This window comes from Faecalibacterium butyricigenerans (assembly GCF_020687345.1).
GTDB lineage: Bacteria > Bacillota > Clostridia > Oscillospirales > Ruminococcaceae > Faecalibacterium > Faecalibacterium butyricigenerans.
In genome coordinates, this window is the sequence record NZ_JAJEQL010000029.1 from 1 (window position 1) to 26,039 (window position 26,039).

A 26,039-nucleotide genomic window follows, 5' to 3' on the forward strand; every position below is an offset into this window, starting at 1 on the left:
TGACACCAATCTTCTGCAATTCGGCGGTCTGCGCCCGGATGTCGGTGGTGTCGATGTGGACAACATAACCATCTATCGCCATCTTTCGCAGATAGGCGGCCATATTCCGGGTTGGTATCAATTTCATTTTTTCTCGAATCAACCTCCGTTCTTCTTCCGTCACATAAAATTTGACCTGCACGGTTCGTTTTCTGCCTTCCATTCGTTTTACTCTCCTTTCCGTTTTGAGGGTTTGGGACACTTCCCAACAAGCTGTTTTGCAGAGCAAAATACGGAAGTGGGTACACACTTCCTATGCTTGCTCTGTAAGTTCTCCCCTAAACCGTCCCCTCTACTAATACTACAATTCAAGCCCTGTCTTTTGGCTACATCTTGACTGTGATGCAAAAATAAAGTATCATAATTAGCACAGACTAACCAAAATGGGAGGTGAACCTCATCCTATGACGCACGGAAGTCACTATCTTGGTAAGCTATACAACGACCTGATAGCCAATTCGCCCCAAACGATTTCAATGGATATTCCGTCTGATATGGGGAAAGGACGAATTGCTCAGACCCAAATCAAGCACGGCATCATCTTTTCGGATTGGCAAATGTGTTACCAGTCGGATATGAATGTACAAGGAACCGTCAGTAAAGATTATATGCAGATTATCTTCTGCCTGAATGATGGAATCTCTTGGGGCATCATGGATGAAAAGCGTTCCATTACGATTCAAAAAAATGAATCCTGCATCTATGCGGGACATGGTGGAACCGAATATGCCTGCTATAAAAAGGATAGCAATTTTTCATTTAAGAGTATAAAAATTCCGATTGCCTATTTCTCGCAGCTGCTCACAGATTATTTTGATGGGCAGGAAGCAACGGCTTACGAAAAGAAACTTCTTGATGGCATTTCAAAAGTTCCAGTGACCCCCATCATGGAACAAATTCTAGCGGAAACAAGCCAATTTACACAATACCGTGGAGGATTGGGTTACTTATATCTTGACGGAAAACTTCTGGAGCTATTGTCTATTTATTTAGGCGAAGTCCTTGAATTGGATATTCTAATGGGAAAAAATGTTTCCATGTCTAGAACGGAACGGACTGCCATTATGGAAGCTAAACGGATTATAGACAGTCAGCTTGCGTTTGCCCCATCCTGTGAAGAACTTTCCCATCTGGTGCATTTAAGCACAACAAAATTGACACGCGGTTTTTCATCATTTTATGGTATGCCTATTCATCAATACATAATTGAACAGCGTTTGACACAGGCAGCACAGCTGCTATTGGAGGGGGACCGAAATGTAAGCGAGATTGCAGCAATCGTTGGCTACGGAAAGCCCAGCAATCTTGCCGCCGCTTTCAAAAAGCGATATGGTGTGGCGCCAAAGAACTACCGTGAAAGCCGATTTGATACCCATAAAAAGTAGCTTCTGACTGTTTTTGGGTCAAAACGGGTAGGTTTTGGGTTGGATTTGATAATCTAAATTGGTACAATTTGCGATGTGGTTAGTTCCGAATAACCACATCGCATTTTTTATTTTCCGATAAAAGCGAGGAGGCATAAAAATGAAACAAAAGTTGAATGCGAAAGACTTTATTCTCATTGGCGTCCTGACAGCGCTCATGTGGATTATCTGCATGATTATCAGCACTATTATGAGCGTGGCTGGCCCAGTGACCAACGTGTTTTATCCGTCCGTTGTGGCTATTCCGAATGGCATCGTTATGATGCTTCTGCTGGCCAAAGTTCCGAAGAAAGGCGTGTTTACCATTTGTGCCGCAATTCAGGCTATCCTGTTCCTGCTGGTAGGTGCTTTCTGGTTCATTCCCATCGGCTTGGTAATTGGCGGTGTCATCTGCGATTTTCTGATCATGGGCCGAAATGAAATCACAATGAAGTCCATGATGGCGGCCTATGCGCTGTTCAGTGCTATTTTTGCTTTTAGTGCTATCTGCCCCATCAAATTTCTTCAAAGTGCGTTTGTTGGCGCAATGGAGAAAAACAATATTGCCCCGGAGTACATTCAGGGAATGCTCAATATCACTTCTGTTCCCATGCTGGTAGTCATTGTTGCTGCTGGACTGGTGGGCGGCCTGATTGGCGGATTTATCGGCCAGAAAGCATTGAAAAAGCATTTCATCAAGGCTGGACTCGTTTTCCTATCTTGTTATGCAGGATACAGACTATCAACTCTTTGCCAGCAGCGTGGAAGAAGAACTTTCCTTGGAATGCAGGAAGATTGCAAAGAAAAAAATAGATGCAGTATTGAACGCATTGGAACTGTCGGACTATCGGGAAAGACACCCAGCATCGCTTTCAGGCGGTCAAAAACAACGGGTTACCATTGGAGTGGCAATCGTAAAGGACAGCCTCGTAATCTACTTCGACGAGCCCACCAGCGGCTTGGATTATGATTCTATGGTGCGTGTCAGCAAGCTGATTGAACAACTTTCCGATTCCGGGGTAATCGTGTTCGTGGTTTCTCATGATTTTGAATTTATTGTCCGTACCTGCACAGAGGTTGTGCAGCTGGATGATGATGGAACAATTCAAAATCAGCAGTTATCGCCAACGGTTTTGAAATCTCTTTCTGAAAAATATTTCACATGATAGGAGGTTGGACTTATGTTCCAAAAAGTATTTGAATATGCCGGACCTCATAAAAAAGGCCTCTATGCTGCAACAGCCATCGTGCTGGTCAGTGTTCTGCTGGGTGTTTTTCCCTTTGTGCTGGCATATCAGGTAATTGCACCGCTGGTCATGGGGGAGGCAATCACTGCTTCCTTTATCATCCAGCATGTCATACTGGTCTTGGTATGTCTGGTGCTGCAAGCTCTTTTCTATGGCTGGGGCCTGAATCTCTCTCATAAAGCAGCTTATGACACGCTGCTCCGCCTGCGGACGGCTCTGCAAAAACGGTTTGAAAAACTGCCGCTGGGTGTTATTCAGGACAAAGGCACTGGCACCGTGAAAAAGCTGTTCGTGGACGATGTAGACAGTCTGGAAGTTCTGCTGGCACACTCTATGCCGGAGGGCATCGCCAACCTGATGGTTCCTATTGCAGTTTATGTGGCAATGTTCTTTGTAGACTGGAAGCTGGCACTGTTATCTTTGGCATCCATTCCGCTTAGCTTAGTTGCCATGATGACGATGTATTCCGTTGGTATGAAGAAAATGGGACCTTACTATATGGCCGGGCAAAAGATGAACAATACCATTATTGAGTACATCAACGGTATGGAAGTCGTCAAGGTTTTCAATAAAGACGCAGATTCTTACGAACGGTTCCGCAAAGATATATCAGATTATCGGAACTATACACTGGCATGGTATAGGGCGGCATGGCCGTGGATGGCGATTTACAGCAGCCTGCTTCCTTGTACCATCATCCTGACCCTGCCTGTGGGTGCATGGTTTGTCCTCTGCGGCTGGTCGGCTCTGCCCAATTTGATTTTGGTGCTGTGTCTTTCTTTGAGTATCGGTATGCCGCTGCTGAAATCTCTTGGCTTTCTGCCAACCATGCCCCAGCTCAACTATAAAATCTCCGCATTGGAGCAGGTGTTGGATGCGCCGGAACTTCAGCAGACGAGTGATAGATTCCATGGAATAGATGACACCGTTACTTACGACCATGTTTCTTTCGCTTACCAGACAACACAGCCCGGCCCGGATGGAAAGCCCACGGTGGTTGAGGATGAAGTTCTCCATGATATTTCCTTTACGGCAAAGGCTGGACAAAAAACTGCTCTTGTCGGTGAATCTGGCTCCGGCAAGAGTACCTTGGCAAAACTGCTGATTCACTATTATGACCCGCAAAAGGGCAGCATTTCCATCGGCGGACAGAAACTTTGCGATATGAGCCTTGAAGCATTGAACAGTCGTATCTCCTATGTGGCGCAGGATCAGTATTTGTTTAATACTTCTCTGCTGGAAAACATCCGGCTCGGTCGGTTGACTGCAACGGATGAAGAAGTAATAGAGGCCGCAAAGAAAGCTCAGTGCATGGAGTTCATTGAAAAACTTCCGCAGGGCATTCACTCCATGGCAGGCGATGCCGGAAAAATGCTCTCCGGCGGTCAGCGTCAGCGTATTTCTCTGGCGCGAGCAATCTTAAAGGATGCCCCTATTGTAGTTCTTGATGAAGCAACAGCCTATGCTGACCCCGAAAATGAAGAAAAGATGGAAGCAGCCATTGCAGAACTTGTAAAAGGCAAGACTCTCGTGGTGATTGCTCACAAACTGCCCGCCATTATGAATGCCGATCAAATTTGTGTCATCGACCACGGAAAATTGGTAGCAGCGGGTAAGCATCAGGATTTGATTCGCTCCTGCCCTGAATATCAGAAATTGTGGAAAGCCGCACAGGACAGTGCCGAATGGAAAGTACACACTGCAAAGGAGGGAGCCTAAATGTTTGCGATGTTTTCAAGAATTTTGAAACTCTCCGGCCGTTATAAAGGCCGTATTCAAGGTGCATTCGTTTGTGCGTTTTTGGAATCCATTTTGTCAAAAATGCCAATCGTTCTTGCCTTTGTAGTTTTAAGCCGCTTTGCAGCTGACACACTGACCAGCCAGACTTGCCTTTATATCGGCCTTGGAATTGCCACAGCAGTGTTGGTGCAAATGCTTGTTCATTACCTCAGCGACAGCCTGCAAAGTGCCGCAGGATATTTGATGTTTGCGGATAAACGCATGGAACTGGGCAGCCATCTGCGGAAACTTCCGATGGGCTATTTTACTTCCGGCAACATTGGCAAAATCAGCTCTGTTCTTAGCACGGATATGGTATTCATTGAAGAAGTCGCTATGAGTACGCTGGGCAACATGATGGGCTATCTGCTGTCCTCCTTGATTCTGCTGGTATTCATGTTTTATTTGAACGTACAGCTTGGTTTGATTGCTGCCGCCGTCACGGTTCTGGCATGGCTGGTGTCAAAAGGAATGAACAAGGTTTCCCTGCGGGAAGCCGCAGAGCGGCAGGAGCAGAGCGAACGGCTGACCGATGCGGTGCTATCCTTTGTGGAGGGCATTGGCGTCATCAAGAGCTACAACCTGCTGGGCGAAAAATCAGAAGAACTGACTGACAATTTCCAGCGTTCCAGAAACACCTCCCTTGCTTTTGAGCAGAAAATGACACCATGGACAATGAGTCTGAATATCCTTTACGGCATTGGTATTGCGGCGATTTTCGGCTTGTCGATTGTATTGGAACAGCGCGGCGCACTTCCGCTGGCCTATGTGCTTGGTGTTCTGCTGTTTGTGTTTGACCTCTTTGGACCGCTGAAAGCTCTTTATGGGGAAGCATCTCGCCTTACCGTTATGAATGCAGCTCTCGACCGCATTGAAGCAGTCCTGAATGAGCCTGAACTTCCCGACACGGGCAAGCAGCATCTTCCTGCACAGGCACAGCCGGGACAGCCAGAAGTTCAGTTTAACGATGTTGTATTTGCTTATCAGGACAAAGAAGTTCTGCATCATATCAGCTTTGACATGAAGAAAGATTCTATGACTGCTTTAGTCGGACCTTCTGGCAGCGGAAAGTCTACTATTGCCAATTTGCTGGCTCGGCTTTGGGATGTAAAATCTGGCAGCATAATAATAAGAGGTATGGACATTCGGAACGTGCCTTTGGCAGAGCTGATGGAGCAGATCAGCATGGTATTCCAGCGAGTGTACTTATTCCAAGATACCATTTACAACAATATCAGCATAGGCAAACCGGACGCCACAGAGGAAGAAGTCTATGCAGCTGCTAAGAAGGCCCGCTGCTATGATTTCATCATGGCGTTGCCTGATGGATTCCAGACCGTAGTTGGTGAAGGCGGTGCTACACTCTCCGGCGGTGAAAAGCAGCGCATCTCGATTGCACGCTGCATCTTGAAAGATGCCCCTATCATCATTTTGGATGAAGCTACCGCAAGCGTAGATACTGATAACGAAAGCTATATTCAGGAGGCCATCTCGGAACTGGTAAAGGGCAAGACACTTCTCGTAATCGCCCACCGTCTGAATACCATCCAGAATGCCGATCAGATTTTGGTCATTGACAACGGCCAGATTGCACAGCAGGGCACGCACGAAGAACTTTTGAAGCAGCCCGGCATTTATCAGGAGTTTGTCAACATCCGAAAGAATGCGGCTGGATGGAGCCTTGCTTAACAAAATTCAGCGTATGCGATGCGGAGGTTCCATTGTGCGTATATCATAATCCGTCCGCATAGAAACAAATAGGTAAAAAATAACGCGGCCGGGATTGATATATCCGACCGCGTTATTCGTCTTTTTGAAATGCTTCCGCCTGTTTGCAAAGCGCAATATATTTTTCAATTTCCGCCTCACTTTTCCCGGCAAAGAAGTCTACAACTGTTTTTGAAACCGTCTGATTTACCATGTCTGGAAAAATGGCAGCATCCACGCTGATATTTAACTCTTTGGCGACAAGAGCCACCGTTTCAAATTTGGGGTTACTCTGGCAGGTTTCCAAATCTATGATTGTACGGGCGTTCATATTGAGCCGTTCAGCCAATTTTCTCTGTGTCAAATGCTGCCGCTTACGTTCTGACCGCACTTTCCATGCAAACAAGTCAAGAGGATTGTTCACTATACATCACCTCTACCTCATTGTAGGGTGTACTATCGCTCATATAAATAACCACACAACTCACATTGTGTGAGTTATAGCTCATAATTTGAAGCAAAGAGCTATATGGATAAGAGTATCAAAATAAAGGAGCGCAAAATAAAATGGGGCTTACCGCCCACTCGAAAAGCCCTAACACCAATTAAAAAAATATTCAAATAACGTAGGGGCGAGCCATACTCATAGAAGTGAGTTGTGGCTCGCTTTTTATATACTTCAATTCACATCCGATAAAGCCCCGCATTTTTACAACCTACGATTGGGTATCGGATGCCGTTCTCCGCCTCGTTTTGCTCCGGCCTATAAACCCGAACAGAACGAAAGGCACAATTCTATGAACGGCAGGAAAAATTTTCATATCAATCTTAAAAATCAGCCAAATGAACCCGTTGGTGAACGAGTAGTGAGCGAAAGGGGAAGAAAAGAGCTGCCTCCCAGCACGAGGGGAGGTGAAAACTTGAAACCAAACCGCTACTACGAACACAAGCAGCACGCCTTTGACAGCTACTGCAAAAAGGTGTTGAAATGCGAGGCATGTAACGGCTATCGGCAGATCAGCCGTCATCAAAAACGTTTTGCATCTTTGGAAGAACTGTCCGGGACAGATGTGGCCCAGCTTGCGGTTTATGATCGTTACTCATGGGAGTATACGGCTTTTCCCGTGGGAAATGCTGTTGTGCTAATCGAGAACGACCGATTGGCCACAGCACTTCTACGGCTGTCACCAAAGGACCGGGAAATTTTTATGATGCACTGGTTTCTATGGATGACAGACGAACAGATAGCAAAGTGCATGGGCATGGCCAGAAGAACGGTCAATACTCGCAGGTATAAAGCCTATCGGCTGCTGAAAAAGCTGATGGGAGGTGAAGCTGATGACTAAATCTGCGCACACACGGGCATCGCTGCTTCCTTACCCGATAATCGCTGCCGCTGTTGCAGGAGACGCCGAAGCAGTGAGCCGGGTAGTCCAGCATTATTCCAGCTACATTGCCGCACTGTCAACTCGGACGAGCTATGGCTCTGACGGCTATCCTCGTCTGCAAGTTGATGAAGAACTGCGCAATCGTCTGGAAGCAAAACTGATAATTGCTATCCTTGATTTTGACTTGACCTGATTCAACGTAGGCATCGTGTGCTGTTCCCCTTTCCATACGATGCCTTTTCTAGTTCTTTGACAAAGAAAGCCCGCAAGACAATGGCGGTGCATCATAGGGCAAACGGATACGTTGCTGTCTGTATCGAGCCGGGCGGTGGGTGCGCCACGATGCTTTTCTCTGAAAAGTGGAGCGATCATCACCACGCCGTAATGCAAGCGCAGCTGCTTGCGGGCCATGACATACCGACAGGCTGATACTCCCTTACCGTCAAAGTCCGAGCGTTCAGAGCGTCGCAGGCAATGAGTAGGGCTGCATGAGGAATGCAGGGGTGAGATTCCCGTGGGCTGCTGCCAGCAGCCATCCGTTGGCTCATTTTTTTATTTTAAGAAAGGGGATTTTTACGATGCAAGCGAAAAAGACAAACCCTGAAAAAACAAAAAATCCAGAGGTGCTTACTCTGGATTCAACTTATCGTATTGGCAATCGCTCCTTTATCGTTGAGCCGGTGTTCAAAGAAGAAAGTTCCCAGACCTTAGGAGAAGTTCTTCTCCGGCTGATGAAATCCGAAAGCGAAAAATTATAATGACCTTTCGGGAGGCAGCGGACAGAGAAAGCGGATTGTGTTATAATATAGGTGTACAAGTGAATTTGCTATTCGACTGTCCCAAGAAAGGAGCGAGTATGAAACAGTCGAGTAACAAGAAATCCCGTGAAGCAACCGCTTTTCTCTACGAGCGTCTTTCCCGTGATGATAATTTGGAGGGCGAGAGTTACAGCATCGGCAACCAAAAGAAACTACTCACCAAAGTTGCAAAGGAAAAAGGCTATACCAATCTGGTTCACTTTCTGGATGATGGCATTTCCGGCGTGACAATGAACCGTCCCGGTTTCGTTGAAATGATGCAGCAGCTTGAACAAGGGAAAGCCTCCGCTGTGTTCGTCAAAGACCTTTCCCGTCTGGGCCGAAACTATATCGAGGTCGGGCGGCTGACAGAAGAATTTTTCCCAGACCATGACATCCGACTTGTTGCCGTTTCGGACAACATCGACACGGCCGAGGGCGAAAACGAACTGGCACCCATCCGAAACCTGTTCAATGAGTGGTATGCCCGTGACATCAGCAAGAAACGCCGTATCAGTAATAAAATCAAAGGCAACTCCGGCGAACCGATGGGACTTCCTCCCTATGGGTATATCAAGGACCCGAACAATCCCAAGCATTGGGTCATTGATGAAGAAGCTGCACAAGTTGTCCGGCGCATTTTTGATATGACGTTGGAGGGCTTTGGCACGGAACAGATTGCCACCCAGTTTGAAAAGGAAGGCATCCTGACGCCGCAGGCCTACTGGATTCAGAAAGGCATCGGCCGTCCCGGAAAGACCAAGATGCGCCCCGCCACCAAGTGGAATGGCTCCACGATTACCCATCTTCTGTACCAGCAGGAGTATTGTGGTGATGTTCTGAACTTCAAAACCTACTCCAAGTCCTACAAGAATAAGAAGCGGATTCATAACGACCCGGAAAATTGGGTAGTGTTCCAAAATGTTCACGAGCCAATTATTGAGCGAGCCGTGTTTGAACAGGTACAGCAGAAACGCGGAAAAATGCGCAAACGCCGTACCAGCAACGGAGAACACAATATGTTCTCTGGCCTGCTTGTCTGCGCAGACTGCGGCTGCAATCTGCATTTCCACTTCAATCAGGGCAACCCGGAAATCAAGTATTTCAACTGCTCCAACTACAAGGGCAACCGTGGCACCTGCCAATCCACCCACTACATCAGGGTAGACTTTCTGGAAGAAGTGGTGCTGGGCGAGATTCGGCGGCTGACCAAGTTTGCCAGCCTCTATGAGGACGACTTTTTGAAGGCTGTTATCGGGCACTCCCAGCAGGCAGACGAAGCCGACCGCAAGCTGAAAGAGAAAGAGTTGAAAGCACTCCTTGCCCGTGATGAAGAACTGGACGGCCTCTTTGAGCGCATCTATGAGGACAATGTTTCCGGCAAGATCTCTGATGAACGCTTTTCCAAAATGTCCCGGAGATATGAGGACGAGCAAAAGGAGCTGACCGAGAAAATCAAACAGCTCCGCTCCGAAATCGAAAAGCAGAGCAGCCGCACCATGACAACGGATATGTTCATCAGTCTGGTTCGCAAGTACACCAGAGCAAAAAAGCTGACACCCCGGATGCTGAATGAACTGGTGGAAAAAATCGAAGTGTTCAATGCAGAAAAGGTCAACGGTGTATGGGAGCAGCGGCTCCGCATTCACTACAACTGCGTGGGCACCATCGAGATTCCAAGCGCACTTCCTTTACCGACACCCGATGTATCGGTGAATACAAGAAAAGGCGTAGTTGTGAACTACGCCCCCTGTGATGTCGCTATTTAGCACATAAAAAATGACGAATGTTCTTTGACAGCTAAATGCTGTAAGAACATTCGTCATGGTGCGGATAAGAGGACTTGAACCTCCACCGAGTTGCCCCGATTAGAACCTGAATCTAACGCGTCTGCCAATTCCGCCATATCCGCATATTCTGTTTTTGTTCGTGGCCGTTCGGCTCGGAACGATGATTATTATACCACGGATGCAGAGAAAGTCAAGCACTTTTTTCAAAAATCATGCTACAAATTTTCGAGCGAAAATTGTTGCATTCCGTATAGGCCGAATGGGGCGAAAAATCTGGCGGGATATGGTACAATAAATATCACCCCCTGCGGGGCAGGCGGCCCGGCGGGACTATTTACGGAAGAGGGAAACTACAGATGTTCAATATCATTATCTTTCTCATCGGCTCAGGCATCATGTTCTATATGGCGTGGCGGAGCTGGTCGCGTCGGCGCAGGCTCATGACCCGGGGCGAAAAAGTAGAGGCCGCAGTGGCGGGCACGGTGCAGAGCCGGGACGGTGAAGCCTATCTGCTGGAATTTTCCACCGCAGGCGGCATCCACCATCTCCATTATCCCAAGCCCGCAAAGGGCAGAGAGCTGGCACAGGGCACGGTCGTCACCCTTTATTATGACCCGGACGACCCCGCCGAGATGTACGTCGAGGGCGATAAGTCCGTTCTGGGTGCGGAAGTGCTGTACATCGTGCTTGGCATCGTGCTGCTGGTGCTGATGGCCGGCATCGTCCACTGAGAGGGGGAAAAGAAAGATGAAACTCGAACATTTTGGAATGGCGGAGCCGGGCGACTGCCGGGTGGTCTTTTCCGCGACGGCGGCAGAGCTGGAAGAAGCTGTACAGGCTGTGAGAGCCGCCCCGGGGGATGCGCAGGACGAAGATGACCTGCTGACGGCGGCGGTGAACCGGGCGATCCTGGAGGGCTTTTCGCCCTTGTTTGCTCAGCTGATGGCGGAGCATGGCTTGCAGCCTGTCACAGACCCGGATTTTGAGCTTCTGGCGGTGAACCGGGCCGAGGGATTCCGGGTGGGGGCGCAGTTCTTCTGTCTGCCGCCGCTGGAGCTGGGGGAATACACCGGCTTTGTCCAGTCCATCCAGCCCCGGCCCATCCGGGAACTGACCATCGAGTTGGAGATCAACCGGAATCACGGCGACGAGGACCGCGCCGCCGACGCCGAGGGCAGGCGGGAACTCCGGGCCAGAGTGACGCAGGAGATCTACGCCCAGCGCTGCCAGCAGGCCCGCGCCGTGGCCGAACAGGCCCTCATCGCCCAGCTGGGCACACAGGTCACAGGCCCGCTGCCCAAGCAGCTCGTGGCGGGCAACTACTTTGCCGAACAGCGTCAGTTCAACCTGCGGATGCAGGCCAACGGCATCAACTTCGACCAGTATCTGAAGGTGCAGGGCCAGACCGTGGAGGAGTTCCGCGCATGGCTCCACACCGAGGCGGAGCGCAAGCTGCGCAGCCGGATGGGCCTGCTGCTGGTGGCGCAGCGAGAGCAGCTCTGGCCCACGGAGGCCGAGGTGGAGGAAGAACTGGCCCACTGGGACGACAAGCGGGACGGGGAGCACACCTTCCCCTCAAACGACCGCCGCCGCGCCGCGCAGCGCATCGCGTCCAGCCGGGCCGCTGCCTTTGTGCTGGCCCACTCCACTCTCACGCCGCCGCCCGCTGAGCCGACGGTGCTGAAGGCCGAAAGCTGAATCTCATCCTCCGGGAAAACCGCAGGGCGATAAAAGGCAGGGGAAGCCCGCCGGATGGAAAATGCATCCGGCGGGCTTCTTTGTTAAGAATCTGCGAAGTTTTTGCAAAGTTACCCTCGAAACGCTGGTTTCTTAAATGGCGTCGTGGTATGCTACTATCAAACTCACAGGGAACTGCAGGGCACTGCCGTTTCCGAGATCATAAGCTTTGGTCGTCCCGCTTCAGCCTGCCCGGCACGCCGGTGCCTTTCCCCGTGGGAGAGGTGGCTGCAAAGCAGACGGAGAGGGCGAGGAGGGAACCCCATGAAAGAAGTCAAGACCCCCAAAAAGCCGCTGGCCATCTATTATGCCATCGTGCTGCTGGTGCTGATGCTGCTCAACTTCGTGCTCGTGCCGTGGATGAACGAACGGCAGATCAAGGAAGTGGACTACGGCACCTTCATGTCCATGACCGAGGAGAAGGACATCGGCCGGGTGGATGTGGAATCCAACCAGATCCTTTTTACCGATAAAGACGAAACGCAGGTCTACAAGACGGGCCTCATGAACGACCCCGACCTGACCCAGCGCCTTTACGACGCAGGCGCACAGTTTTCCAGCGAGATCGTCGAGCAGGCCTCGCCGCTGATGAGCTTTCTGCTGAGCTTCGTGCTGCCCATCGTCCTCTTCGTCTGGCTGGGCAATGTTATGAACCGGAAGCTGATGGAGAAGGCCGGCGGCGCGAACTCGATGATGTTCGGCGGCGTGGGCAAGTCCAACGCCAAGGTCTATGTCCAGTCCACCCACGGCATCCGCTTCGCGGATGTGGCCGGCGAGGACGAGGCCAAAGAGAATCTGCAGGAGATCGTCGATTATCTGCACGACCCCAAGAAATACGAGGAGATCGGTGCTTCCATGCCCAAGGGCATCCTCCTCGTCGGCCCTCCGGGCACCGGCAAGACCATGCTGGCAAAAGCTGTGGCCGGTGAGTCCAATGTGCCATTCTTCTCGATCTCCGGCTCGGAGTTCGTGGAGATGTTCGTGGGCATGGGTGCCTCCAAGGTGCGCGACCTGTTCAAGCAGGCGAAGGAAAAGGCCCCCTGCATCGTCTTTATCGATGAGATCGACGCCATCGGCCAGAAGCGCAACAGCGGCCAGCTGGGCGGCAACGATGAGCGGGAGCAGACCCTGAACCAGCTGCTCACCGAGATGGATGGCTTTGAGGGCAACACCGGCGTCATCATCCTTGCGGCCACCAACCGCCCGGACTCCCTCGACCCCGCCCTGACCCGTCCCGGCCGCTTCGACCGCCGTGTGCCGGTCGAGCTGCCCGACCTCAAGGGCCGCGAGGAGATCCTGAAGGTCCATGCCAAGAAGGTGGCGCTTGCCCCCGGCATCGACTTCAACACCGTGGCCCGGATGGCCTCCGGCGCTTCCGGCGCAGAGCTGGCCAACATCGTCAACGAAGCCGCTCTGCGGGCTGTCCGCTCGGGCCGCAAGAGCGTGACGCAGGCTGACCTTGAGGAGAGCATCGAGGTGGTCATCGCAGGCTACCAAAAGAAGAACTCCATCCTCACCGACAAGGAAAAGTGCATCGTGGCCTACCATGAGGTCGGCCATGCGCTGGTGGCGGCGCTCCAGAGCCACTCCGCTCCCGTCCAGAAGATCACCATTATCCCCCGCACCTCGGGTGCGCTGGGTTATACCATGCAGGTCGAAGAGGGCAACCACTACCTCATGACCAAGGAAGAGCTGGAAAATAAGATCGCCACCCTCACCGGTGGTCGTGCCGCCGAGGAGGTGGCCTTCCAGTCGGTCACGACCGGTGCATCCAACGACATCGAGCAGGCCACCAAGCTGGCCCGCGCCATGCTCACCCGCTACGGCATGAGCAAGGAGTTCGACATGGTGGCCCTTGAGACGGTGAACAACCAGTATCTGGGCGGCGACACCTCGCTGGCCTGCTCGGCCCAGACCCAGAGGGAGATCGACCAGAGGGTCGTGGAACTGGTGAAGGCCCAGCACGAAAAGGCCATCCGGATCCTGACCGACAACCGGGCCAAGCTCGACGAGCTGGCAAAGTACCTCTACGAGAAGGAGACCATCACCGGCGACGAATTCATGGCCATCCTCGAAGAAAAAGCCTCAGATGAAAAATAAAAGGAAAGTGCTGCAATAATCTGACCGCCGTATCCGTATTCATTACAGATACGGCGGTTTTCTGATGCGCCGTGTCGCAAATAAGATAGTAATTTGGGAAAACCCCTCCGTCAGCGCTGACGGAGAGGTCATCCCCCTACAGGAGGATACGACATATGAGACTGAACAAGAACACTGCACGCCGTGCCGCTGCTGCGGCCGCTCTGCTGACCATGACCGCTGCAATGAGCGTGGGCGCTTTCGCTGCCGATGACACAGTCGTCGCGGGCTATCTGCCCCCGCAGGCCGAGAGCGTCATGACGCAGGGCGACATCGCCCTCCACTCCGACGTTCCGGTGGGGGAGGTAGACCCCAACTACGGCGGCTACGCCTCCCCGGTGGAGAATCCCATTCAGGGCAATGTCATGATGATCTCCGACGCAGCGGAGGAAAAGCACGAGGCCCGCTACACCGTCAAGGGTCTGCTGGGCAAGCAGGTGCTTTATACCGCCCGTCAGGAGGGCCAGGTGCTGACGCTGGACGCTCCGGATGACAATGCCACCTTCCGGGCCACCATCCTCGATATGCAGGCCCTGCTGGATCAGGGTGTGAGCACGCTGGTGTTCAAGACCGGCAAGACCTCCACCACCCTGAACCTGACCCTCCTGTGCGAGGGCCAGAAGTCCGGCACCAAAGTGACCCTGCGCCACCTCGGCAGCAGCGCCCGCCTCACCGTGGGCTTCCGCAGCCGCCGCGACCTCATCGTCGGTCGCTGAGCCGCAAACGAACCGTTTTCTCTCCTCTTTTCCACTGATACGAACAGCAAGAAGGCCCGCTGCATTCATCGCAGCGGGCCTTCTTGTGTGTTCAGATGGTATCGTCCGGGCCGCTCCCGCCCTGCTCCGAGGCGTAGAGGAGCATCAGGTGGTTTGCACTGGCCTCCAGCTGGCTCTTGGCCTGACGGAGGTTCGCTTCCTCCGTCTCGTTCATCTTCTCGGGCTTGTCCTTCCGCAGGCAGCGGCGGAGGTTCGCCACATCGGCTTTGATGCGGTTCTTCTCCTCCTTGTCCAGCTCCTTCTTGCACTTCGAGAGGGCTTCGTCTACCTTATAGGCCAGCACTTCGGCCTGATTGTGGAGGGCGAGACGCTCCTTGCGGCGGCTGTCCTCGGCTTCGTAGGCGGCGGCGTCCGCCATGGCGCGCTGGATCTCATTCTCCGAGAGGTTGGTGCTGCCGGTGATGGTGATGTTCTGCTCCCGGCCCGTGCCGAGATCCTTGGCCGACACCTTGACCACGCCGTTGACGTCGATGTCAAAGGTGACTTCGATCTGAGGCTTGGACGAGAAGCTGGCCCGGATGCCGTTCAGCTTGAACTTGCCGAGGCTCTTGTTGTCCCGGGCAAAATGCCGCTCGCCCTGCAGGACGTTGATCTCCACGCTGGTCTGCATGGGGCGGGCCGTGGTGAAGAGCTGGCTCTTACGGGTGGGGATCATGCTGTTGCGGGTGATGAGGGGGGTGGCGACGCCGCCCAGCGTCTCGATGGAGAGGGTCAGAGGGGTGACGTCCATCAGCACGAGGCCCTGCGCTGCTGCACCGGTGGCACCGGCCAGCTTACCGCCGCCCTGCAGCAGGCCGCCCTGTACGGCGGCACCCATCGCCACGCACTCGTCGGGGTTGAGGCTGTGGCTCGGCTCACAGCCCAGCAGCTCTTTTACCTGACGCTCAACGGCAGGCATCCGGGTGCTGCCACCCACCAGAAGCACCTTGCCCAGCTGGGAGGCCGAGATGCCGGCGTCCCGCAGTGCGTTCTGCACAGGGGCCACGGTCCGGGCCAGCAGGTCGCCGGTCATCATTTCGAACTGGGGGCGGGAGAGGGTCAGGTCGAGGTGGTGGGGGCCGTCCTTGCCCACCGCGATGAAGGGGAGATTGAGCTGGGCCGAGAGGGCGCTGGACAGCTCCTTCTTGGCCTTTTCAGCCTCTTCCTTCAGGCGGCCCATGGCGGCGGGGTCGCGGGAAAGGTCGATGCGGTCAGATTTCTTGAACTCGGCCACCGCATACTCCACGATGCGCTGGTCGAAGTCGTCACCGCCCAGACGAGTATCGCCGCCGGTAGCCAGCACCGTGAAGGTGCCGTCCTCGATCTCGATGATGGAGACATCGAAGGTGCCGCCGCCGAGGTCGTAGACCAGGATCTTCTGGGGTGCTTCGTTGTCGAGTCCGTAGGCCACGGCTGCGGCGGTCGGCTCGTTGATGATGCGCAGGACGTTCAGGCCCGCGATGCGGCCCGCGTCCTGCGTGGCCTTGCGCTGGCTGTCGTCGAAGTAGGCCGGGACGGTGATGACGGCCTCCGTCACCGGCTCGCCCAGATAGCTCTCGGCGTCGCGGCGGATCTTGGTCAGGATCATGGCGCTGATCTCCTGCGGGGTCAGGTCCTTGCCGTCGATGTGGACGCGGTAGTCGCTGCCCATATGCCGCTTGATGCTGGACACCGTCCGTCCGGAGTTGGCGGCGAGCTGGCGCTTGGCCGCGCCGCCCACCAGCCGCTCGCCGTCCTTGGTAAACGCCACCACACTGGGGGTGGTGCGTTCGCCCTCTGCGTTGGTGATAACGACGGGCTTGCCGCCCTCCACCACGGCTACGCAGCTGTTGGTGGTGCCAAGGTCAATACCGATCACTTTGCTCATTCTGGTCGTCCTCTCTGTTTTTGCGACGCGCATATTTTCTCATAGGTATCATATCGGTTCCGTATGACGATTCCTTGGAGCATTTGTAAAGATTTTGTGTTTCAGCCCGACTCCTTCTCGAGCAGCTGGCGGATGACGCGCTCGGTCTCATCCAGCCAGCTCCGGGCCGTCTCGTCGCCCTCCTTTTGGCGAATGAGGAAGCCCTGTTTTGCCTCGGCCAGCTGGGCCAGCGCCTGCTTGCGGGAGATATACTGCGTCTCATACTGGGCCACCCGGAGGCAGACCTGCGGCATATAGGCAACGTCGGGGGTGGAGGCGCAGAGCTTCTGGGCCTTGCGGTAGGCCCGCAGGGCTGCGCCCACGCCCTTGCCCTGTACCATGGCGTCGTCGCCCAGCGCCACCCATGCGGCTACGTCTCCGGCATCGGCGGCTTTTTTCCAGAACTTCCGGGCCTGCGCGGGGCTTTTGCGGCAGCCTTTGCCCTCGTAGAGCAGCTCGCCCATCATGGCGAGGCCCTCGGCGCAGCCCTCCTCGGCGGAGAGCTGATAGAAGTGCATCGCGTCGTCCCAGCGGCCCTCGGCCATGGCCCGGTTCCCGGCCCGCAGCTCCTCTTCGCCCGGCTCGCTGGTGTCGTGGCCGGCATGGAGCAGGCCGTTGAGGAGCGAACAGTCCAGCGTGGCCGAGCTTGTCCATGGGTCGATGACCACACCGTCGATGCGGTCGGAGTCCAGCGCCGACTGCATGGCGGCAGACAGAAGCATTTCGGCCATAGGGCGGCTGGCGGTGCCCTTGTCGGCCTCCGCCGCCCGCACCGAGGTGAAGAGGGGCAGATAGCACCGGCCCTTCTGGGTGTGCAGGGTCCAGAACGGCAGGTCCTTGGCCTTCTCCGCCGGGACGGGGTGCTCGGCCCACGGGGCCGCGCCGTCCGGCTGGTCGGACGAGGCTTCCAGCGGCACCAGCACCCGGGTGTCCAGCTCGAGGGCGTAGTTGATGGCGTTCATCAGCGCCCAGAAGCTCTCCTCGTTCTGGCCCTTATAAAGCGCAGCCACTGCCCGCTCCACGGCGGGGCAGCCTGTGCCCAGCGGCCCATACTCCGGCAGCTTTTTGCGGTCTGCCGCGCCCACCGGGCGCAGCCGCAGCCGTGCTGTTCCATCCTTTGCCATAGCATCCACCATTCTTTCGTTTGAGATTCCTTTCCAGTATAGCAGGATTTTCCGTTTTTCTCAATCGGAAACATGGCATTCTGGTTTGGAATGCGCTATAATAAAAACTGTTTTGACTGAAATACATCAGAGAAAGGGAGAATCGAGCCTTGAATAAAATGCTTCGCTACCTCAGCGGCTATAAGCGCGAGAGCGTGCTTGCGCCGCTTTTCAAGATGCTGGAAGCCACCTTTGACCTGTTCGTGCCGCTTGTGATGGCCGACATCGTCAACGTGGGCATCGCGGCCCACGACTTCCGCTACATCCTCGTGCGGTGCGGCATCCTGCTCCTGCTGGCCTTCGTGGGCCTTGTCTGCAGCCTGACCGCCCAGTATTTCTCGGCCAAGGCCGCGGTGGGTTACTCCACCGGCCTGCGCCACGCGCTGTTTGAGCACATCCAGTGCCTGAGCTTCACCGAGATGGACACCATGGGCACCAGCACCCTCATCACCCGGATGACCAGCGACGTCAATCAGGTGCAGAGCGGCCTGAACCTCTTCCTCCGGCTGTTCCTGCGCAGTCCCTTCGTGGTGTTCGGCGCGATGGTCATGGCCTTTACGGTCAATTTCCGCGCCGCCCTCATCTTCGTGGTGGCCATCCCGCTGCTGAGCGTCGTGGTCTTCGGCGTCATGGTCATCACCCGACCCCTGTATAAGGCGGTGCAGGCGCGGCTCGACCGCGTGCTGGGCCTGACCCGCGAGAACCTCACCGGCGTCCGCGTCGTCCGCGCCTTCGACAAGGAGAAGACCGAGGTGGACCGTTTCGAGGACGCCAACGAGCTGCTGACGAAGATGCAGCTCCACGTCGGCCACATCTCCGCCCTGATGAACCCGCTGACCTATGTGATCATCAACCTCGCCATCGTGGCGCTGCTGTATGTGGGCAGCATCGAGATCAACATCGGGGGCATGGCCTCCGGCGACGTCATCGCGCTGGTCAACTATATGAACCAGATCTTGATCGAGCTGGTCAAGCTGGCCAACCTCATCGTGCAGGTGAGCAAGGCGCTGGCCTGTGCAGGCCGTGTGCAGGCCGTGCTGGACACCGAGCCGGGCATGGAGTTCCCGCGGGAGCCTGCCGGTGAAGTCCCGGCGGAAAAGGCCGGCGACGCCGTCCGCTTCGACCATGTGGGCCTGACCTATCAGGGCGCAGGCGCACCCAGCCTCTCCGACATCAGCTTCACGGCCAAGCGCGGCCAGACCATCGGCGTCATCGGCGGCACCGGCAGCGGCAAATCCAGCCTCATCAGCCTCATCCCCCGCTTCTACGACGCCACCGAAGGCAGCGTGGAGATCATGGGCCGCCCCGTCCGGCAGTACCCCCGGGCCGACCTGCGGGGCAGGGTGGCCGTGGTCATGCAGAAGGCCCAGCTCTTCGGCGGCACCATCCGCTCGAACCTGCTCTGGGGCAACCAGAACGCCTCCGAGGCTGACCTCTGGGCCGCGCTGGAGACGGCGCAGGCTGCGGAGTTCGTCCGGTCCAAGCCCCTCGGCCTCGATGAGCCGGTGGAGCAGGGGGGACGAAACCTCTCCGGCGGCCAGAAGCAGCGCCTGACCATCGCCCGCGCCCTCGTGGGCAGGCCCGACATCCTCATCCTCGACGACAGCGCCAGCGCGCTGGACTACGCCACCGACGCGGCCCTGCGCAAGGCGCTGGCCGCGCTGCCGGGCGCTCTGACTGTCTTCATCGTCAGCCAGCGTGCCGCCAGTCTGCAGCACGCAGACCAGATCATCGTGCTGGACGACGGCCATATGGTGGGCCTTGGCCGTCACGCCGAGCTGCTGGACAGCTGCCCGGTCTATCGTGAAATTTACGAGAGCCAGTTCAAGAAAGGGGATGCGCAGAAATGAGTGCAAAAGCAAAAAGCAGGCTGACCCCTGAGCAGCAGAAGGCCACCATGACCCGGGTGCTCCAGAAGATCAGGCCCTACGGATTTTTTGTGGGGTGCAGCCTCATCGTGGCGGCGGTGAGCGTCGCGGCCCAGCTGTATATCCCCATCCTCTGCGGCGACGCCATCGATATGATGCTGGGCAAGGGGGCCGTGGACTTCGCGGGCGTGCTGCGCATCGTGTATGAGATCGTGGCTGTGGCCGTGACCGCCGCCTTTGCGCAGTGGCTGCTGAGCGTCTGCAACAACCGCATCACCTTCGCGGTCAGCCGCGACCTGCGAAACGCCGCCATGCGGAAGATCCAGACCCTGCCCCTCTCCTACCTCGACAGCCACCCCTCCGGCGACATCGTGAGCCGGATGGTGGCCGACGTGGATACCTTCGCCGACGGCCTGCTGATGGGCTTCACCCAGCTGTTCTCGGGCGTGCTGACCATCCTCGGCACCCTGCTGTTCATGTTGCGGCAGAACGTGCCCATCACGCTGGTGGTGGTCTGCATCACCCCCCTGAGCCTCGTGGTGGCCAGCTTCCTCGCCAAGCGCAGCTATGGCTACTTCCAGAGCCAGAGCACTGTCCGCGGCGAGCAGACCGCCCTCGTCAACGAGATGATCGAGGGCCAGAAGGTCGTGCAGGCCTTCGGCCATGAGGCGCAGAGCCTTGCGGCCTTCGATGAGGTGAATGGCCGCTTGCAGGACGTGAGCCTGAAGGCCATCTTCTTCTCCAGCCTGACCAACCCCGCCACCCGCTTCGTCAACAACATCGTCTACGCAGGCGTCGGCCTTGTGGGTGCGCTCTACGCGGTAGCTGGCGGCATCTCCATCGGCCAGCTGAGCATCTTCCTGAGCTACGCCAACCAGTACACCAAGCCCTTCAACGAGATCTCCGGCGTCGTGACCGAGCTGCAGAACGCTCTGGCCTGCGCGGCCCGGGTGTTTGAGCTGCTGGACGCCGAGGACCAGTGCCCCGAGGTGGAAAACGCTGTCCGGCTCGAGCCGGACGGCCACGTCCAGATCGAGGACGTCTCCTTCCGCTACCTGCCCGACCGCCCGCTCATCGAGGGGCTGTCTCTGGACGTCAGGCCCGGCCAGCGCATCGCCATCGTCGGCCCCACCGGCTGCGGCAAGACCACCCTCATCAACCTGCTCATGCGGTTCTATGACGTCAACGGCGGTGCCATCAAAGTTTCCGGCACCGACATCCGGAATGTGACCCGCGCCTCCCTGCGGGGCAGCTACGGCATGGTGCTGCAGGACACCTGGCTGCGGGCCGGTACGGTGCGGGAGAACATCGCCTACGGCAGGCCGGACGCCACCCTCGACGAGGTGGTGGCCGCAGCCAAGGCCGCCCACGCCGACAGCTTCATCCGCCGCCTGCCCGAGGGCTATGACACCGTCATCGCCGAGGACGGCGGCAACATCAGTCAGGGCCAGAAGCAGCTGCTCTGCATCGCCCGCGTGATGCTCTGCCTGCCCCCGATGCTGATCCTCGACGAGGCCACCTCCTCCATCGACACCCGCACCGAGGTGCGCATTCAGGCGGCCTTTGCCCGGATGATGCAGGGCCGCACCAGCTTCATCGTGGCACACCGCCTGTCCACCATCCGGGAGGCCGACGTCATCCTCGTGATGAAGGACGGCCACATCGTGGAGCAGGGCGACCACGACACGCTGCTGGCACAGGGCGGCTTCTACGCCAAGCTCTACAACAGCCAGTTCGAGGGCGTGGAGACCTGAGCGGGGAGAAACGCAAATTTTGGAAAATTTCACCGCCGCTCACATGAAATCGTTTCAGCTTCGTCATGAGGCAAACTTCTTGACAGGGGCGGCAGGTTTTGCTAAAATGAGGTCACTTTGAACAAAGCGCAAATGCGTTGACGGGGAAAAAACGATCTTCTTCTGCGTGCAGAGAGCCGCCGGGTGGTGCAAGGCGGTGCAGAGGGTTTCGGTTACTGGCCCCTGAGCGGCAGGGCTGAAGCAGACAGTAGGCCCTGACGGAAGCCCACCGTTATCCGGGCAGCGATTCGCCCCAAAAAGCCGATCGTGCAGAGCGGCTGTGTGTTGAGCACAGCAAAGAGAGTGGTACCACGGGTGCCCTGTAACAGAAATTACAGGCTCTCGTCTCTCAGGGGATTTCGTCCTTTGAGAGACGGGAGCCTTTTCGTTTGTGGGAAACGTAAGTCAATAAGGAAGCTGGAGGAAAACAAAATGATGGACGCTACCAAATACGCACCGGGATATTACCCCGTGCCCGCCGGTTATGACAGCTGGGTCAAGAAGGACCACATCGAGAAAGCTCCCGCATGGTGCAGCGTGGACCTGCGGGACGGCAACCAGGCCCTGATCGTCCCCATGAGCCTTGAAGAAAAGCTGGAGTTTTTCCAGATGCTGGTGAAGATCGGCTTCAAGGAGATCGAGGTGGGCTTCCCCGCCGCCAGCGAGACGGAGTACGAGTTCCTCCGCACCCTCATCGAGAAAAACATGATCCCCGAGGACGTCACCGTGCAGGTGCTGACCCAGTGCCGTGACCACATCATCCGCCGCACCTTCGAGGCGGTCAAGGGTGCGCCCCGGGCCGTCATCCACTTCTACAACTCTACCTCTGTCGCCCAGCGTGAGCAGGTGTTCCATAAGTCCAAGGAGGAGATCAAGCAGATCGCCGTGGACGGCGCAAAGCTGGTCAAGCAGCTGAGCGAGGAGTACGAGGGCAATTTCCTCTTCGAGTACAGCCCCGAGAGCTTCACGGGTACCGAGGTGGACTACGCTGTGGAGGTCTGCAATGCGGTGCTGGACATCATGCAGCCCACCCCCGACCGCCCCATGATCATCAACCTGCCGGTCACGGTGGAGATGAGTATGCCCCATGTCTACGCCAACCAGATCGAGTACTGCGACAAGCACCTGAAGTACCGCGACAGCGTCATCATCTCCACCCACCCCCACAACGACCGCGGCACCGGCGTGGCCTGCGCGGAGCTGGCAGTTCTGGCAGGCGCACAGCGGGTGGAGTGCTGCCTCTTCGGCAACGGCGAGCGGACCGGCAATGTGGACGCTGTGACCCTCGCTATGAATCTGTACAGCCACGGCGTAGACCCGAAGCTGGACTTCTCCGATATGCCTGCCATCTGCGCCACCTACGAGCGTGTTACCCGGATGCACATTTATGAGCGCACTCCCTACGCCGGTCAGCTGGTCTTTGCCGCCTTCTCGGGCAGCCATCAGGACGCCATCGCAAAGGGAATGGCCTACCGCAAGGAGAAGGGCGACCACCGCTGGACCTGCCCCTACATCCCGGTGGACCCCCACGACATCGGCCGCACCTACGACGCCGACGTCATCCGCATCAACAGCCAGAGCGGCAAGGGCGGCATCGGCTTCGTGCTGGAGCAGAACTACGGCTACAATCTGCCCGCCAAGATGCGGGAGGCGCTGGGCTACAAGGTTAAGAGCGTGTCCGACCACAGCCACAAGGAGCTGAGTGCAGGCGAGGTGCTCCACATCTTTGAGGAGGTCTTCCTCAACAAGACCAAGCCCCTGTCCGTCGTCGAGGCCCATTTCGCGCAGGTCAATGGCATCACCGCCACCGTCACGCTGGACATGAACGGCCAGCGCAAGGTCATCACCTCGGTGGGCAATGGCCGTCTGGATGCCGTGGCCAACGCCATCCAGAGCGCCACCGGTATGGAGTTCCATCTGGAAACGTATTCGGAGCACAGCCTTGACGGAGGCTCCACCTCCCGCGCAGCCTCTTACGTGGGCCTCGAGTGGGGCGACGGCACCGTCACATGGGGCGCGGGCACCGACACCGACATCATCGTCGCCGGTGTGCACGCGCTGGTGAGTGCCATCAATAATAAGTAACGAGAGTAAATAAGGGGCAGCATCTTTGCCCTCTCAGCCGCCTCCGGCGTCAGCTCCCCCAGAGGGGGAGCCAAAAGCCTCTCCCTTTGGGAGCAACAGCTCTGACTGCCGCCAGTGGCGGAAACAGGGAAGAGCTGTTGGGGCTGCGGCCAGCAAGACGCAAGTGCTTTTTAAAGCACGAAGCGGATGCTGGGTGCCGCAACTCGGGAGTGGCATTGCGAAGCAATGACGGAGAGGGCAAGCCGCCTGAAGGATAAAAAGGAGAGTACCATCATGGGAATGACCCAGACGCAGAAAATTCTGGCCGCACACGCGGGCCTCGCCGAGGTCAAGGCGGGCCAGCTCATCAACGCCAAGCTCGACATCGTGCTGGGCAACGACATCACCACACCGGTGGCCATCAACGAGTTCGAGAAGGCAGGCTTTGACGGCGTGTTCGACAAAGAGCACATCGCCATCGTTCTCGACCACTTCGTGCCCAACAAGGACATCAAGAGCGCGACCCAGTCCAAGCAGTGCCGCGAGTTTGCCAACAAGTACGACATCCTCAACTTCTATGATGTGGGCCAGATGGGCATCGAGCACGCGCTGCTGCCCGAAAAAGGCATCGTGACAGCGGGCGACTGCGTCATTGGCGCAGACAGCCATACCTGCACCTACGGTGCGCTGGGCGCTTTCTCCACCGGTGTCGGCTCCACCGATATGGCGGCCGGCATGGCCACCGGCATGGCATGGTTCAAGGTGCCGGCTGCCATCCGGTTCGTCCTGACCGGAACGCTGCCCCCGCGGGTGTCCGGCAAGGACCTCATCCTTCACATCATCGGCATGATCGGCGTGGACGGTGCGCTGTATAAATCGATGGAGTTCACCGGCCCGGGCGTCGCTTCGCTGTCGATGGATGACCGCCTGAGCATCTGCAACATGGCCATCGAGGCGGGCGCAAAGAATGGCATCTTCCCGGTGGACGACGTGACCAAGGCCTACCTCAAGGGCCGCAGCCAGCGGGAGCCGGTGTTCTACGAGGCCGACCCGGACGCCGAGTACGAGAAGGTCATTGAGATCGACCTGTCGGCCCTCGAACCTACCGTCAGCTACCCTCATCTGCCCGAGAACACCCACCCCGCCAGCGAGGGAAAGGACATCAAGATCGATCAGGTGGTTATCGGCAGCTGCACCAATGGCCGCCTCGAGGATATGGAGGCTGCTTACAACATCCTGAAGGGCAAGCACATCGCAAAGGGCGTGCGCGGCATCATCATCCCCGCCACCATGGCTGTGTATAAGGAGTGCATCCTGCGCGGCTGGACGACGGCCTTCATCGACGCGGGCTGCATCGTCTCCACCCCCACCTGCGGCCCCTGCCTCGGCGGCTACATGGGCATCCTCGCCGAGGGCGAGCGCTGTGTCTCCACCACCAACCGCAACTTCGTGGGCCGTATGGGCCATGTCAAGAGCGAGGTGTATCTGGCATCGCCCGCTACCGCTGCCGCCAGCGCACTGACCGGCTATATCACCGACCCCCGCACGGTCTGAGAAAAGGAGAGTCACCCATGAACAACGCAAACGGTTCTGTTTTTAAATACCCGGACAACGTGGATACCGATGTCATCATCCCGGCCCGCTACCTGAACACCCAGAACGCCAAGGAGCTGGCCGCACACTGCATGGAGGACATCGACAAGGACTTCATCAACAAGGTGAAGGAGGGCGACATCATGGTGGGCGGCTGGAACTTCGGCTGCGGCTCCTCCCGTGAGCACGCGCCGCTGGCCATCAAGACCGCAGGCATCTCGGTCGTCATCGCCAAGAGCTTTGCCCGCATCTTCTACCGCAACAGCATCAACATCGGCCTGCCCATCATGGAGTGCCCCGAGGCTGTGGACGCCATCGGTGCAGGGGACACCGTCAGCGTGAACTTCGACACCGGCGTCATCACCGATGAGACCACCGGCAAGACCTTTCAGGCCGAGCCTTTCCCGCCCTTCATCCAGAAGATCATCGCCGACGGCGGCTTGATGAAGTCGCTGACGAAAAAGTAAAGTTTTTTGCTGCGGCGGCACGGTTTCGTGGGGTTAAGTTTTCTTATGAACGGCTTCACGCGCTTGTAGCGCGGGTCAAATTGCTCTTTCGGTAAGGCTAAGTTCTCTTTTGCGTGCCAAAAGAGAACCAGAAAAGCACCCGCTACTTTCGAGGCGCGGGAGGCACGAATCAAGGGCTACTCGCCCTTGATAATCCCGGAGGAGTAGTCGAAACGGAAAAAAGCTAGCCGCTGCGCTAAACGCTTTTTTCTCGTTTCTCCGACTTGCTGCTTTGCAGCTGGTGTTACGCCCTCGCAGGGCGTGAAGTTCAGCAGAGAGGTGAAATTTTCGGCGGAGCCGTAAATAGGAGAAGCACAAAAAAATGCGTTTAGCGCAGCGGCTAGCATTTTTGGGCTTCGACTTCC

General features: G+C 56.3%; 22 protein-coding genes, 1 tRNA gene, 2 pseudogenes and 1 other annotated feature. Of the genes and pseudogenes, 19 read left to right on the plus strand and 6 right to left on the minus strand.

Annotated elements, in window-relative coordinates:
• On the minus strand, window positions 1-202 hold a 202-nt coding region (locus LKD23_RS10120; RefSeq protein WP_431834198.1), incomplete at its 3' end, for a plasmid mobilization protein.
• 241 nt (window positions 203-443) lie between these two features.
• On the opposite strand from LKD23_RS10120, the gene LKD23_RS10125 reads away from it, so the two are divergent.
• The 6 genes and pseudogenes from LKD23_RS10125 (at window position 444) to LKD23_RS10150 (ending at window position 6,157) form a co-directional block, all read left to right on the plus strand.
• Window positions 444-1,424 carry a helix-turn-helix domain-containing protein gene (locus tag LKD23_RS10125; protein ID WP_097781393.1) on the plus strand — a complete coding sequence of 327 codons (981 nt, stop codon included), beginning with the start codon at window positions 444-446 and terminating at the stop codon, window positions 1,422-1,424.
• 139 nt (window positions 1,425-1,563) lie between these two features.
• Window positions 1,564-2,130, plus strand: a pseudogene (locus LKD23_RS10130) (MptD family putative ECF transporter S component); the annotation flags it as partial.
• A gap of 37 nt (window positions 2,131-2,167) precedes the next feature.
• Window positions 2,168-2,338: pseudogene (locus LKD23_RS10135) on the plus strand (ABC transporter ATP-binding protein); the annotation flags it as partial.
• Between the two features lie 78 nt (window positions 2,339-2,416).
• Window positions 2,417-2,608 (plus strand): P-loop NTPase family protein, encoded by a 192-nt coding sequence (locus tag LKD23_RS10140; RefSeq protein WP_227621542.1) that lies wholly within the window; start codon window positions 2,417-2,419, stop codon window positions 2,606-2,608.
• A gap of 15 nt (window positions 2,609-2,623) precedes the next feature.
• Window positions 2,624-4,408, plus strand: coding sequence for an ABC transporter ATP-binding protein (locus LKD23_RS10145; RefSeq protein ID WP_227621524.1), 1,785 nt, complete (start codon window positions 2,624-2,626; stop codon window positions 4,406-4,408).
• On the plus strand, window positions 4,409-6,157 hold the full coding sequence (locus LKD23_RS10150) for an ABC transporter ATP-binding protein (RefSeq protein ID WP_227621525.1): 1,749 nt from the start codon (window positions 4,409-4,411) through the stop codon (window positions 6,155-6,157).
• Window positions 6,158-6,269: 112 nt separating this feature from the next.
• Here LKD23_RS10150 and LKD23_RS10155 read toward each other — a convergent pair whose 3' ends face one another.
• Window positions 6,270-6,524, minus strand: coding sequence for a helix-turn-helix domain-containing protein (locus LKD23_RS10155; protein WP_242957752.1), 255 nt, complete (start codon window positions 6,522-6,524; stop codon window positions 6,270-6,272).
• Between the two features lie 448 nt (window positions 6,525-6,972).
• On the opposite strand from LKD23_RS10155, the gene LKD23_RS10160 reads away from it, so the two are divergent.
• The 4 genes from LKD23_RS10160 to LKD23_RS10175 all read left to right on the plus strand — a co-directional run bounded on the left by LKD23_RS10160 (window position 6,973) and on the right by LKD23_RS10175 (window position 10,129).
• Window positions 6,973-7,521, plus strand: coding sequence for a sigma-70 family RNA polymerase sigma factor (locus LKD23_RS10160; RefSeq protein WP_035394772.1), 549 nt, complete (start codon window positions 6,973-6,975; stop codon window positions 7,519-7,521).
• Window positions 7,514-7,756, plus strand: a complete 243-nt coding sequence (locus tag LKD23_RS10165) for a helix-turn-helix domain-containing protein (RefSeq protein WP_227621526.1) — start codon at window positions 7,514-7,516, stop codon at window positions 7,754-7,756. Before LKD23_RS10160 ends, LKD23_RS10165 begins: the two co-directional genes overlap by 8 nt.
• Before the next feature lie 295 nt (window positions 7,757-8,051).
• Window positions 8,052-8,321: a hypothetical protein gene (locus tag LKD23_RS10170; RefSeq protein ID WP_227621527.1), complete on the plus strand. Its 270-nt coding sequence runs from the start codon at window positions 8,052-8,054 to the stop codon at window positions 8,319-8,321.
• Window positions 8,322-8,419: 98 nt separating this feature from the next.
• On the plus strand, window positions 8,420-10,129 hold the full coding sequence (locus LKD23_RS10175) for a recombinase family protein (RefSeq protein WP_227621528.1): 1,710 nt from the start codon (window positions 8,420-8,422) through the stop codon (window positions 10,127-10,129).
• A gap of 56 nt (window positions 10,130-10,185) precedes the next feature.
• On the opposite strand, the gene LKD23_RS10180 is transcribed toward LKD23_RS10175, so the two are convergent.
• Window positions 10,186-10,272, minus strand: a tRNA-Leu gene (locus LKD23_RS10180).
• Window positions 10,273-10,506: 234 nt separating this feature from the next.
• Here LKD23_RS10180 and LKD23_RS10185 point away from each other — a divergent pair.
• From LKD23_RS10185 to LKD23_RS10200, 4 genes are all read left to right on the plus strand, one after another.
• A complete protein-coding gene (locus tag LKD23_RS10185; protein ID WP_227621529.1) occupies window positions 10,507-10,881 on the plus strand; it encodes a DUF3592 domain-containing protein in 375 nt (124 codons plus the stop codon).
• 16 nt (window positions 10,882-10,897) lie between these two features.
• On the plus strand, window positions 10,898-11,848 hold the full coding sequence (locus tag LKD23_RS10190) for an FKBP-type peptidylprolyl isomerase (RefSeq protein WP_227621530.1): 951 nt from the start codon (window positions 10,898-10,900) through the stop codon (window positions 11,846-11,848).
• Window positions 11,849-12,151: 303 nt separating this feature from the next.
• Complete coding sequence (gene ftsH, locus LKD23_RS10195) at window positions 12,152-13,987, plus strand: ATP-dependent zinc metalloprotease FtsH (protein WP_227621531.1); 1,836 nt, start codon at window positions 12,152-12,154, stop codon at window positions 13,985-13,987.
• 155 nt (window positions 13,988-14,142) lie between these two features.
• On the plus strand, window positions 14,143-14,742 hold the full coding sequence (locus LKD23_RS10200; protein ID WP_227621532.1) for a transcriptional regulator, IclR family protein: 600 nt from the start codon (window positions 14,143-14,145) through the stop codon (window positions 14,740-14,742).
• Between the two features lie 91 nt (window positions 14,743-14,833).
• Here the strand turns inward: LKD23_RS10200 and dnaK are convergent, their stop codons facing one another.
• Together dnaK and LKD23_RS10210 are read right to left on the minus strand one after the other, a co-directional pair.
• A complete protein-coding gene (gene dnaK / locus LKD23_RS10205) occupies window positions 14,834-16,648 on the minus strand; it encodes a molecular chaperone DnaK (RefSeq protein WP_227621533.1) in 1,815 nt (604 codons plus the stop codon).
• Between the two features lie 101 nt (window positions 16,649-16,749).
• Entirely contained in the window at window positions 16,750-17,811 is a 1,062-nt protein-coding gene (locus LKD23_RS10210; RefSeq protein WP_227621534.1) for an SseB family protein, read from the minus strand.
• Window positions 17,812-17,960: 149 nt separating this feature from the next.
• Here LKD23_RS10210 and LKD23_RS10215 point away from each other — a divergent pair, with 149 nt between their 5' ends.
• From LKD23_RS10215 to leuD, 5 genes are all read left to right on the plus strand, one after another.
• Window positions 17,961-19,700, plus strand: coding sequence for an ABC transporter ATP-binding protein (locus tag LKD23_RS10215; protein ID WP_304999971.1), 1,740 nt, complete (start codon window positions 17,961-17,963; stop codon window positions 19,698-19,700).
• Window positions 19,697-21,472, plus strand: a complete 1,776-nt coding sequence (locus tag LKD23_RS10220) for an ABC transporter ATP-binding protein (protein WP_227621535.1) — start codon at window positions 19,697-19,699, stop codon at window positions 21,470-21,472. The genes LKD23_RS10215 and LKD23_RS10220 overlap by 4 nt, the downstream gene beginning before the upstream one ends.
• A gap of 128 nt (window positions 21,473-21,600) precedes the next feature.
• Window positions 21,601-21,864: a binding site (T-box leader), on the plus strand.
• 79 nt (window positions 21,865-21,943) lie between these two features.
• Window positions 21,944-23,596, plus strand: coding sequence for a 2-isopropylmalate synthase (locus tag LKD23_RS10225; protein WP_227621536.1), 1,653 nt, complete (start codon window positions 21,944-21,946; stop codon window positions 23,594-23,596).
• 273 nt (window positions 23,597-23,869) lie between these two features.
• Window positions 23,870-25,129 carry a 3-isopropylmalate dehydratase large subunit gene (gene leuC / locus LKD23_RS10230; protein ID WP_227621537.1) on the plus strand — a complete coding sequence of 420 codons (1,260 nt, stop codon included), beginning with the start codon at window positions 23,870-23,872 and terminating at the stop codon, window positions 25,127-25,129.
• Window positions 25,130-25,146: 17 nt separating this feature from the next.
• Window positions 25,147-25,635 (plus strand): 3-isopropylmalate dehydratase small subunit, encoded by a 489-nt coding sequence (gene leuD, locus LKD23_RS10235; RefSeq protein WP_227621538.1) that lies wholly within the window; start codon window positions 25,147-25,149, stop codon window positions 25,633-25,635.
• Between the two features lie 176 nt (window positions 25,636-25,811).
• On the opposite strand, the gene LKD23_RS10240 is transcribed toward leuD, so the two are convergent.
• Window positions 25,812-26,039: hypothetical protein (locus tag LKD23_RS10240; protein ID WP_227621539.1), on the minus strand; the 228-nt coding region annotated here is incomplete at its 5' end.

What these genes read in the sequence shown, in the direction of transcription:
- leuC (WP_227621537.1), top strand. Translation starts at nt 23,870, where the DNA reads ATGGGAATGACCCAGACGCAGAAAATTCTGGCCGCACACGCGGGCCTC.
- LKD23_RS10185 (WP_227621529.1), top strand. Translation starts at nt 10,507, where the DNA reads ATGTTCAATATCATTATCTTTCTCATCGGCTCAGGCATCATGTTCTAT.
- LKD23_RS10165 (WP_227621526.1), top strand. Translation starts at nt 7,514, where the DNA reads ATGACTAAATCTGCGCACACACGGGCATCGCTGCTTCCTTACCCGATA.
- LKD23_RS10225 (WP_227621536.1), top strand. Translation starts at nt 21,944, where the DNA reads ATGATGGACGCTACCAAATACGCACCGGGATATTACCCCGTGCCCGCC.
- LKD23_RS10145 (WP_227621524.1), top strand. Translation starts at nt 2,624, where the DNA reads ATGTTCCAAAAAGTATTTGAATATGCCGGACCTCATAAAAAAGGCCTC.
- LKD23_RS10220 (WP_227621535.1), top strand. Translation starts at nt 19,697, where the DNA reads ATGAGTGCAAAAGCAAAAAGCAGGCTGACCCCTGAGCAGCAGAAGGCC.
- dnaK (WP_227621533.1), bottom strand. Translation starts at nt 16,648, where the DNA reads ATGAGCAAAGTGATCGGTATTGACCTTGGCACCACCAACAGCTGCGTA.
- ftsH (WP_227621531.1), top strand. Translation starts at nt 12,152, where the DNA reads ATGAAAGAAGTCAAGACCCCCAAAAAGCCGCTGGCCATCTATTATGCC.
- LKD23_RS10175 (WP_227621528.1), top strand. Translation starts at nt 8,420, where the DNA reads ATGAAACAGTCGAGTAACAAGAAATCCCGTGAAGCAACCGCTTTTCTC.
- LKD23_RS10200 (WP_227621532.1), top strand. Translation starts at nt 14,143, where the DNA reads ATGAGACTGAACAAGAACACTGCACGCCGTGCCGCTGCTGCGGCCGCT.
- LKD23_RS10190 (WP_227621530.1), top strand. Translation starts at nt 10,898, where the DNA reads ATGAAACTCGAACATTTTGGAATGGCGGAGCCGGGCGACTGCCGGGTG.
- LKD23_RS10160 (WP_035394772.1), top strand. Translation starts at nt 6,973, where the DNA reads ATGAACGGCAGGAAAAATTTTCATATCAATCTTAAAAATCAGCCAAAT.
- LKD23_RS10125 (WP_097781393.1), top strand. Translation starts at nt 444, where the DNA reads ATGACGCACGGAAGTCACTATCTTGGTAAGCTATACAACGACCTGATA.
- LKD23_RS10170 (WP_227621527.1), top strand. Translation starts at nt 8,052, where the DNA reads ATGAGGAATGCAGGGGTGAGATTCCCGTGGGCTGCTGCCAGCAGCCAT.
- LKD23_RS10210 (WP_227621534.1), bottom strand. Translation starts at nt 17,811, where the DNA reads ATGGCAAAGGATGGAACAGCACGGCTGCGGCTGCGCCCGGTGGGCGCG.
- leuD (WP_227621538.1), top strand. Translation starts at nt 25,147, where the DNA reads ATGAACAACGCAAACGGTTCTGTTTTTAAATACCCGGACAACGTGGAT.
- LKD23_RS10140 (WP_227621542.1), top strand. Translation starts at nt 2,417, where the DNA reads ATGGTGCGTGTCAGCAAGCTGATTGAACAACTTTCCGATTCCGGGGTA.
- LKD23_RS10150 (WP_227621525.1), top strand. Translation starts at nt 4,409, where the DNA reads ATGTTTGCGATGTTTTCAAGAATTTTGAAACTCTCCGGCCGTTATAAA.